Below are 9,397 nucleotides of genomic sequence, written 5' to 3'. Positions count from 1 at the left end.
GCGGTGCATCGGGCGCAATGCACACCCTGTTCGGGACGGGCGCTCCGCCCCCTGCGCCTCCGCCGCCGCAGCTCGATCCACGGCTGAATCAGCCCGCACCACAGCCGGTCCCAACCCCGTTCACCACCGCCACCCCGAGCGCGCCGCCGCAACAGGGTGTGCACGACCCGCGGATGCCGTCGCACACCGACCTGGGACTGGTGCGTCGGGTGCGTCCACGCCCGCAGAGCGGATGGCGCAAGGTGGTGCACCGGGTCACCGGCCTCAGCCCCAAGGAGTCCGAGCAGGAGAACACCCGCCAGAAGCTGATCGCCAGGGTGAGCCAGCCGGTGCGGGCGGCGGTGGTCCGGGTGGTGGTGGTGGGGCCGGTGCTTCGGCAGCCGGTGGGCGCCCCGGTATTGGAGCCGGGCGCACCGGCGGTGCATCGGGCGCAACCGCAGGAGCCGTCGGGACGGGCGGCCCGGGCGGCACGTCGATGACCCGGGTGCCCGCGGTTGACGGGCTTGGGCGCTCGGCGGGCGGCGGCACCTCGTCGGCGCCAGCTTGCTCGACCTCCTCGGCTTGCGTGGCCTGTTCGGCGAGCGCAGCCTCCTCGGCGAGCTTGGCCTGGATCTGCGCCACCGGGATCGGGTTGGTGTCCGCGTCACTGCTGCGTTTGAAAGCCGGTGCGGGCTTTGGGGTCTCGGTGTTTTCCATTAGCGCGTTCTCGAGGTCAACTGGCGGGACGACATACCCAGCACGTTTTCCAGGGCGGCGCGCATGTCACCGACCTCGATGCGCATCAACTCCGCTTCGTCGAGGTCCTCGACGCTGACGTCCGGACGCTCGCTCAACCGATACTCCCGCTCCTCTTCGGCCGTCTCGATCACGTTGCGGACGAACCGTCCGTTACCGACCAGGTCGATATCGCGCCGGAGCTGGCCGGATTCGTCCACGGACTCACTGTGGTAGAGCCGTGTGCAGGCGGCGACCAGTTCGTCGTAGGCCTGCCGGGTCAACTCCGAGTCCCGGGTCTTGGCGATCAGCCGGCCGATGTCGCCCAACTCGGTCGGGTTGTAGGACGCGAACCGGATGCGCTTGGTGAACCGGGAGGCCAGGCCCTCGTTGGCGGCCAGGAAGCGGTCGATCTCGGCGTCGTATCCGGCGATGATCACCACCAGCCGGTCGCGGTCGTTCTCCATGCGGGCCAGCAGCGTGTCCACCGCCTCACGGCCGAAGGCGTCACCGCCGGCCAGGCCGGTCTGGATCAGGGTGTACGCCTCGTCGATGAACAGCACGCCGTCCATCGCCGAGTCGATCAGCGCGGAGGTCTTGATCGCCGTGCTGCCCAGGTGCTCGCCGACGAAATCACTGCGCTTGGCCTCGATCACCGCGGGCGTCTTGAGCAGTCCCAGCCCGCAATAGACCTGGGCCACCACCCTGGCGATCGTGGTCTTGCCGGTGCCCGGCGGCCCGGTGAACACCAGGTGCAGGCTGCGGGCAGCGGCGCTGAGCCCCTTGCCTTCGCGGACCTTGGCCAACTTGGCGGCCGACCGCAGTTTGGCCACCTGCAGCTTGACGTCGGTCAGCCCGATCTGCCGGTCCAGCTCAAGCTGAGCTGCACGCAGGTATTCGTTGCCGCGCTCGGTCAGGGTGTCGGCGTCCAGATCCCGGGCACTGCGCGCGGTGGCCGGATCCCACTTGTCGGTACGGGAATCGATGTCTTCCCGGGTGCTGATGATGAGGCGGTACTTCGGGTCGTGCAGCGCCGCCGCGTTCGCCTCGAACCCAGGTTCTTCGCTGTAGATCCGTTCGAAAACGGTTCTGGCCTCGGCTTCCTTGCCCATTTCCCGCAGCGTCAGGCCCTTGCAGAACTCGGCCGCGCGACTTGCGGCCGGGATGGGCCCCTCGATGGCCTGGTCCAAGCGGCGGATACCCTCGCCGAACAATCCCATCTGCGCGCAGGCCGACCCCACCATCAGATGCGCGCCGGCGCTGATGTACTCATCCCGGAACGAGGACGAATTCGCCAGCGCAGCAAGGACATCCGGCCAGCGCTGGGTGGTGAAGTGCAACACTGCCCGGACATAGGCGCAAATCTCGGTGGACTCGGAGTCGCCATCGGGCATGGAACGGCGCATGGTGTCCAGCTCGTCGAGCACCCGCTCGGCCTCCGCGTAATCCTTGCCCGCGATCAGGCTCGCCGCATACGCCAGCCACACCTCGGTCAGGGTGCTCAGCGTGTAATCCAGGTACAGCCCGGTCTGGAACCGGCCGCACAGTGCGTGCCGCGGCAAACCGAGGCGGCGCTGTTCCCGGTTGAGGTTCTCCTTGCTGGTCCGCCAGAGGTGGTAGAGCACCTCGCTGCTGGTGTCGCCGGCCGCCGCGCGGCCCAGCCAGGCGTCGCTCATCTGCGGGTCGTGTTCGGTGGCGCGTTTGAACGCCAACGCCGCGTACTGCACGTCGCGGTCGGTCTCCAACCCGTCGATCGGGATTCCCAGTGACAACACGCCCGCGTCGAAGACCCGCTGCGCGTCCCTGGTGCCAGGCATGTGCTCGGTGTCCTTACTGCTAGTCACTGCTAGTCGCTGCGGTACCGAAGTTCGCGCCGCAGAAAATGGGTCCGCTGCCGGGAGCGGCCGCGAGGCGAATTCACGTCCCTTTCCCCCACGTTGTAGCGGTAGAAAGTTATTGTACCGATCCGACAAGTTTCAAAAACGCGCGAAATCTCGGACGAAAATGAGGACAGCCGGCGACGGGTGGAGGTCTCACATGCCGCAACAACAACCGGTTCGATCCCGCACCGGCACCATCGCCGTCGTCACCACCGAGCGCGGACTGCCGACGGCCCTGAAGCTCGACCGCAGCGAACTCGACCGGCCGCCCCAGGAACTCGCGAATGACATCCTCGCGCTGTGCCGGCTGTCGGCGATGCGGGCGCAGGTGGCCTATCGCCGGCAACTGGTCGACCGCGGGTTCACCGCGTCGGTGATCCGCGAACTCGGCTTGCCGACGGAGGAGGAACTCGCCGAGGCCGAGGAGGCGCTGTTCGGTGACGAGGACGACGAAGCTCCGGCGACCTGGATGAGGTCGGTATGACCAGCCTGGCGCAGTCGGTGATCGCGCGGGCCATCAAGCAACGCGATCTGTTGCAGTCGATGACCGAACAGTCCAAGACCATCACCGCACGGGTGACCAGCCGCGACCGGGCGGTCAGCGCCGAGGTCGACGGCCTCGGACAGCTGACCGGTCTGTGGCTGGGGCCGGCCGCCGGCCGCCTCGACCCCGACGCGCTGGCCACCCTGATTGTCGAAACCGCGCAGGCCGCGGCCAAGGTCGCGGCCGAGCGCTACAACTTCCTGCTCAAGGAATTCACCGCCCGCATGGCCGAGCTGCAGAAGGCTCCGCTGGTGCGTTCTGACGGCAGCATCGTCGAGCCGCAATAAATTAATCGCGCTTATTGCACACACGTAAATCGCGGTGATCTTGAAAGTCTGCTTAAAATCCGTGCAGTTTATTACCGGCGGGGGCCCTTATGGTGGAAAGACCAGCGTAAGCCGCAGGCAGAGCGGGATTTCTGGGGGAAAGAAGCAGCACATGACATTCGCAATGCAGCCTGACTTCATGCAGGCACTCACCGCGGCACAAGAGGCGGCGTGCACGGCCATTACGTCCGCGTTCAGTACCGTCACCCCGGCGCAGCTGAGCTCCTTCTCGATGGCCCTGGGACCGATCGCGGTGGCGAACATGATCCCGGCGATGTACGAGTCGACGGCGAACAACGTGATGAGCGGCATGCTCACGGCGACCAACCACGCGCTGTTGGGTGTGGCCACGCACGTGTCGGACGCGGCGCACGCCGCCGCCGACGCGGTCACCGACGTCTAGGCAGCCCGCCATGGGAACCACCGACCCTGCCCCCGACGCGGGCTCACCCGGCCAGTTCGACCCGACGGCGGGCTTCGACCACCAGCCCGTGATCAACCAACTGGAAAACGACCTGCAAGCCTGGCTCAACCGGCCGGTACAAGACATTTTGAACCAGTTCAATCTGGGTCAGCTGCCCACCGGTGGCCCGGAGTTCGGCGATTTCGGCGGCGAAGGCATTCCCGCGGAGTTCGCCGGCGCCCAGGGGCCGGGCGGCATGGGCAGCAACTTCGCCGGCGGGTTACTCAAGCCAGTCACCGACATGCTCGGCACGCTGGGCCCCGGCGTCTTCCAGGGCATGAACCCCACGCAGATGTTCGGCGGCGTCACACAGGCGTTCCAGCAAGCCGCCGGCGGGCTGCAGCAATCGCTGGGCCAGATGATGGGCGGCATGGGCGGCCAGGGCTGGTCGGGTGCCGGCGCGACCGCGGCCGCGGCAAAGACCGGCGAGACGCTGGCCAACGGCGCCGCAGTCGGTGCGCAGGGAACCGCCTTGGGCGGTGAATTCACCGCCGCCGCAGCCAATGTCGAGCAAGGCCAGGCACGGCTGATCGAGATTCTCACCCAGTGCCAGAACGAACTCGAGGCGCTGGCGGCCGGTCTGCCGTGGACCGCGCCGAACATGGTCGAGTCCGCGTCGCGCGCCAGCGCGTTGGCGACCGAGTGCATCACCGAGCTGGAAAGCACGCTCACCAGCCAGGCGGCGGCCACCACCGCCACCGGGGCTCCCATCGCGGTCACCCAGGGCCCCGAGATGGCCATGGGCATGCTCGGCCCGATGCTGTCGGTGGGCATGAGCATGATCGGGCCCGCCCTACAGGCGGGCATGATGCCGCTGACGATGGGCGTCCAGGCGGGGACGCAGGCCCTGCAGGCGGGCATGCAGGCGGGCACCAGTCTGGCTTCCGGCCTGGGTCAGGCGGCGCAGGGAGCGGGTGCCGCGGCACCGGCGTCGGCGCTGGGCCACACCGGCCGGATGGTCAGCGCGGCACATCCCAGCGGTGGCGGGCATGGCGGTGGCGGTGCCGCGGCGACGACGCCGGCCCGGATGACGCCTTCGTCACCGCTGGTTCAGAACGAGAACAACGCTGCCGCCGCGGTGGCCCGCACGGCGATGGCACGCCCGTCGGGCGGCGCGGCCGGGATATCCGGGGCGGGAATGATGGCTCCCGGCGCGGCGGGCTACGGCGCCCAGGGCGGCAAGGCGGGTGCCAGCGGCAGCCACACTTCCGCGGCGTTCCTGCACACGACCGATCAGGGCGGCGAGATCGTGGGCGATCTCGGCCACGCCAGTCCGCCCGTAATCGGTGACACCGCAATAGATCCCGACGACAGTCCCGACGTGAAACTTCGAATTTAGGAGCACCGATATGACCGAGAACAACCGTCTGTCAATCCGGCCCGACGAGGTCACCGAGGTCACCCGGCAGCTCGACGAACTCGCCGGCCGCATGCAGCGCGTGATGGAGACCGAGACGCCCAACCTCACGACCATCTCCTCCGGTCAGGACGAGGTGTCACAACGGGTCGCCCACACCCTCAACGAGGTGCTCGGGTCGTTCACCAAGGCCTCCGACCAGGGCGCCACCGAGATGCACGAGGTGTCCGCCGCGATGCGGTCGCATGCCGGGCGTATCGCCGAAACGGACTTGGCGGACTGAGCGCGCCAACCACGTCGACACAGCGCTGAGGAAACGAAAGGGGGGCCACGGTAATGGGATTCACGAATGTCGTGTGGGAATCGCGCAGCACTGAGCAGCTGGCGCGCGACCTGACCGAGGGCCCCGGGCCCTCGTCGGTGGGTGAAGCCGGCGCCGCGTGGATTCGGGTGGCCAACGAGTTCGCCAAGATCTCCGCGGATTACGACAGGATCATCGAGAGTGTTCGCAATTCGTGGGAGAGCAACGCCTCGGAAGCCGTGGTGGCAAAGCTCGAGGCGTTCGGCAAGTGGCTGCAGGCGGCGAGCCTGAGCGCGGCCGCTAATGGACGACGGGCCGAGGAAGCCGCGGTGGCCAACACGGTCGCGATCCTGTCGATGCCCAGCGTGTCCGAAGCCATCGAAGCCAAAGCGGCACAAGACATGATGGCTTCGTTGTCGGCATACAACGGTGCGGTGCTGCAGGGCAGCTTCGCCGAATTCGAGGAGGCCGCGTCGGCCCAGCAGGCCGACGCCGCGGCAGTGATGAGTCGCTACGAGGACGCCGTCGCCGAACTGGCGCAACCGTGGGAACAGCCGGTGCCCCCGCAGATCGTCAACGGCGCCGCCCTCAAAGCCGAAAAGGACGGGAAGTCCGGCGGCGGGTCACACGGCGGTGGCGGAGGCGGCGGCGCGGCACCGCGGCAGCTCTCGCCCATGCTGGCCACACCGGTCAAAGGGAGCCAAGACGCCAAGCAGCTGAAGAAGACCAGCTTCTCCTCGAACGGGTCCGGCGGTGGCGGCGGGATGGGCCGTGGCGCAGGCGGTTACGCGCCGATGGCCGGGCACCGTCGCGAGGGCGGCGGCCAGTCCTACGAGTCCTTCCGCGAGGCGGAGCCGCTCGAAGGGGCCGGAGAGCCGGGCGCCGGCATCTCCGACGGCGGTCAATCCTGGTTGCCCGCGGCACAGCAGACTGACGCGCCGTTCACCGTCTCCCATGTGAGCTGGGGCCCCACCACCGCGATCTTCGATGATCTGGCCGCGCCGGAGCCGCAGCAGGTGGAGGGCTTCGCCGAAGAACCCGAGCGCACGCTGCAGCAGGTCTCCGACCGTTGGGTGTCGCCGCCGGTGATCGGCGCCGATCAGGAGGTGAGCCTGTGACCACGGCGGTGCGATCCGGTTTCACCCTCACCGAGGACGAGTTGCAAGTCGTGGGGTCGCGGATCGGCGTTCACGAGTTTCCGACGGTGCTGGACGTGCGTCCGCGCTATGACACCGTGGATGCGCTCGAGGGGGCCTTCGATGCGGCCACCCGCAGCCTGGTTTCACGCGGCTTGATCGTCGACGGCGTGATCGAACCGGACCTGGTGCCGATCCTGCGGGCGTTGCGCCGCCCGGACCGGGAGCTCGCGATGCGTCTGGTCACCCCCGACGGCATCGCCAGGGTATGCGTAATCCGTTGTGGCGCATTGGGTGTAGTTGCTCGACGGGTCGGCAACGAGATCGCGGTGCAGGTCGCCGACGGATCGGCCGGGCTGGCGTGGGCCGGCCAGGCCCTGATCGGCCGGTTGCCCCGGTCCGAGGGCGCGCAGGTGACGCCGGTGGGCGCACCGACGGAGTTGGTAAGCCGAAACCTGTTGGGAACTTACGATGCGGCGCAACTGGCCGACCGGGTGCGGGCCCTGGGCGCCGAACCGCGCGCGGCAATGGTGCTGGGGTCCGCGCTGGCGTCGCGCATCGCGTTCGCCGAAATCGTCTACTACGCACTGTGTACCGATCAGGACCGTATCTCGCGACAACCGGCAGCGGTAGGGGTGTTCTACACCAGGAGGGGACGAATTGTGGGCGCGCCCAGCGCCTCGCCGAGCGGACAACTGTGGACGACGCTGAAGCCGGGCTCGGATCACGCCATCGGCCAGGCGATCAGTCAACTTGTCGAGTTGTCGACGGACCAATGGGAGGCGTCATTGGTTTAGCACGGTATTGCGCAGAAATCAGACCACGGTGTCCTCGTGAATCGAGGCCACTCTAGGAAAAGGAGAATCGCATGTCGCACCCATTTGAAGTAACCGAAGATGCCGATCCGCATGTCAAGAACATCAACGAACATCTGCGGACCACGGACCAGCTGCTGGTCAAGATGGAGAACGAAGTCCAGGAGATGGTCAACCTGAACTGGCACGGCAACCAGGCGCAGATGTTCCACAACCGCATGGTCGAGCACCTCGACCACATGCGCCAGATCCAGGCGCAAACCGACCGCCTTGCCACCAGCTCCATGGAATACATTCAGGCCCACCGCAATATCGACGCCTAGGAAGTCAGGTAACAGCTCATGTCATACGGGATCAAGTACAACTTCGAGGCGAACTACAACACCCTCGACGCCATCCGGAGCATCACCGCCGATGCCGAGCAGATGCGGACCGAGATCGACGGTCTCTTCAACACCCTGACGTCGGGTCCCTACACGGGCCACGCTCCCGAGGAGATCAACGGGCTTCGCCTCAAGTTCTCCCAGGAGATGGACGAGATCATTCAGGATCTGCACGCCACGCAGATCCGTGCGGTCGACCAGAACCAGCTGGTGCAGGACCTCGACAACAGCCAGGCCGCCAACATCCTGGGCTGATGTCGCCCGAGAACCCGGACTCACCCGTGGGGGGTCCGGGTTTTCGCTGTTGTGGTCGCAGCGACGCCAGCGATTGACCGCTGGTGCGTTCACTGCTCGCGCGGGGCGCGCAACCGTCCGAAGTTCTCCGCCACGGACCCGGCGAGCTCAAGGTATGCCTGCCTCGTCGCGGGATTCAATCGGCCGAAGTCGACGTCCGCGCCCTCGGCGAGGTGCGGGTCGAAGGGGATCAAATGTATGGAACGGCAACGTGATTGGAAGTGCTCGTAAACCTTGTCCAGCTTCAGCGCCGCGGAACCCGGACGCGAGGCACTGAGCACCACGTGCGCTTCCCGGACCAAGCCGGAATGCCCATGCTGCACCAGCCAATCCAGGGTCGCCGAGGCGCTGCGAGCGGCGTCGATAGCCGGCGAGCTGACCAGCACGATGGAGTGGGCGAGGTCGAGAATCGCCGACATCGCCGAATGCATGATGCCGGTGCCGCAGTCGGTCAGGATGATGTTGTAGAAGTGTCGCAAAATGTCGACGGTGCGCCGATAGTCCTCGGCGCCGAAAACCTCGGACACCGCCGGATCCTGTTCGCTGGCAAGCACTTCGAGTCGGCTGGTGGCCATCAGGGTGTGATTGCGAACGTCGGCGTAGCGGTGAATGTTCGGGTCGGACAACAGGTCACGCACGGTTGAGGGCGTCGACGCGTCTCCCACCCGCTCCCCCAGCGTCCCCCGGTCCGGGTTGGCATCGACGGCGATCACCCGGTCATGGCGCACGGTCGCCAACGCCGAACCCAAACCGAATGTGGTGGTGGTCTTTCCGACCCCACCCTTGATCGAGAGCACCGCGATACGGAAGTCCCCGACGATCGGCTGCCGGATCTCGGCGAGCAGATGTTCCTGCCGGCGTTCTTTCCGGGACGCTCCGGGGTTGACATGGCCCGACGTGGCTTTGTGCACAACGCGGCGCCAACCCGACGGCGGCGCAAACCGACCGGGATCGGTGATCTCGGCCTCATCTATCGACGGTGGCACACGGTAGGGCTGGTACGGCTGCGGCACGGGCGGCGGAGCCGGCCGTGATGGCGGTGGCTGAGCGGGAGCTGGCGCCGCGGCAGCCGGTCGCGCTTTGGGTGGGAGACGCGGGCCGGGCGGCGGGCCGGGCCGTGCGCTACGCCTTCGAGAACAACGTCGTGGTCGTGGCCGCGGCGGGCAACTTCAACAGCCAGGGCT

At 67.3% G+C, this 9,397-nt stretch carries 10 protein-coding genes and 2 pseudogenes; 10 read left to right on the top strand and 2 right to left on the bottom strand.

Going from position 1 to position 9,397, the window contains the following annotated elements:
• Positions 1-479, top strand: a pseudogene (locus A9X01_RS14625) (hypothetical protein); the annotation flags it as partial.
• A gap of 216 nt (positions 480-695) precedes the next feature.
• On the opposite strand, the gene eccA reads toward A9X01_RS14625, so the two are convergent.
• Positions 696-2,531: a type VII secretion AAA-ATPase EccA gene (eccA, locus tag A9X01_RS14620; protein WP_065121463.1), complete on the bottom strand. Its 1,836-nt coding sequence runs from the start codon at positions 2,529-2,531 to the stop codon at positions 696-698.
• A 220-nt stretch (positions 2,532-2,751) separates the two neighbouring features.
• Here eccA and A9X01_RS14615 point away from each other — a divergent pair, with 220 nt between their 5' ends.
• From A9X01_RS14615 to A9X01_RS14575, 9 genes are all read left to right on the top strand, one after another.
• Positions 2,752-3,078: a hypothetical protein gene (locus tag A9X01_RS14615; protein WP_065121462.1), complete on the top strand. Its 327-nt coding sequence runs from the start codon at positions 2,752-2,754 to the stop codon at positions 3,076-3,078.
• Positions 3,075-3,425 (top strand): YbaB/EbfC family nucleoid-associated protein, encoded by a 351-nt coding sequence (locus tag A9X01_RS14610; RefSeq protein ID WP_065121461.1) that lies wholly within the window; start codon positions 3,075-3,077, stop codon positions 3,423-3,425. Before A9X01_RS14615 ends, A9X01_RS14610 begins: the two co-directional genes overlap by 4 nt.
• Positions 3,426-3,576: 151 nt before the next feature.
• Positions 3,577-3,867 (top strand): hypothetical protein, encoded by a 291-nt coding sequence (locus A9X01_RS14605; protein ID WP_065121465.1) that lies wholly within the window; start codon positions 3,577-3,579, stop codon positions 3,865-3,867.
• A gap of 10 nt (positions 3,868-3,877) precedes the next feature.
• Positions 3,878-5,266: a hypothetical protein gene (locus tag A9X01_RS14600; RefSeq protein ID WP_065121460.1), complete on the top strand. Its 1,389-nt coding sequence runs from the start codon at positions 3,878-3,880 to the stop codon at positions 5,264-5,266.
• 10 nt (positions 5,267-5,276) lie between these two features.
• Complete coding sequence (locus A9X01_RS14595; RefSeq protein WP_065121459.1) at positions 5,277-5,567, top strand: PE family protein; 291 nt, start codon at positions 5,277-5,279, stop codon at positions 5,565-5,567.
• A 53-nt stretch (positions 5,568-5,620) separates the two neighbouring features.
• Positions 5,621-6,703 carry a PPE domain-containing protein gene (locus A9X01_RS14590; protein WP_065121458.1) on the top strand — a complete coding sequence of 361 codons (1,083 nt, stop codon included), beginning with the start codon at positions 5,621-5,623 and terminating at the stop codon, positions 6,701-6,703.
• On the top strand, positions 6,700-7,518 hold the full coding sequence (locus A9X01_RS14585; protein ID WP_065121457.1) for an ESX secretion-associated protein EspG: 819 nt from the start codon (positions 6,700-6,702) through the stop codon (positions 7,516-7,518). Before A9X01_RS14590 ends, A9X01_RS14585 begins: the two co-directional genes overlap by 4 nt.
• A gap of 71 nt (positions 7,519-7,589) precedes the next feature.
• Positions 7,590-7,859, top strand: coding sequence for a hypothetical protein (locus A9X01_RS14580; RefSeq protein ID WP_036358176.1), 270 nt, complete (start codon positions 7,590-7,592; stop codon positions 7,857-7,859).
• 18 nt (positions 7,860-7,877) lie between these two features.
• Positions 7,878-8,174, top strand: coding sequence for a hypothetical protein (locus A9X01_RS14575; protein WP_036358172.1), 297 nt, complete (start codon positions 7,878-7,880; stop codon positions 8,172-8,174).
• Positions 8,175-8,263: 89 nt separating this feature from the next.
• On the opposite strand, the pseudogene A9X01_RS14570 reads toward A9X01_RS14575, so the two are convergent.
• Positions 8,264-9,373, bottom strand: a pseudogene (locus tag A9X01_RS14570) (MinD/ParA family ATP-binding protein); the annotation flags it as partial.
• Positions 9,374-9,397 lie beyond the last annotated feature (24 nt).

The sequence above is a fragment of the Mycobacterium asiaticum genome (genome assembly GCF_001668675.1).
Taxonomy (GTDB): domain Bacteria; phylum Actinomycetota; class Actinomycetes; order Mycobacteriales; family Mycobacteriaceae; genus Mycobacterium; species Mycobacterium asiaticum_D.
The sequence above is the reverse complement of the archived record's forward strand: the minus strand, read 5'-3'. Positions and strand labels throughout refer to the sequence as shown.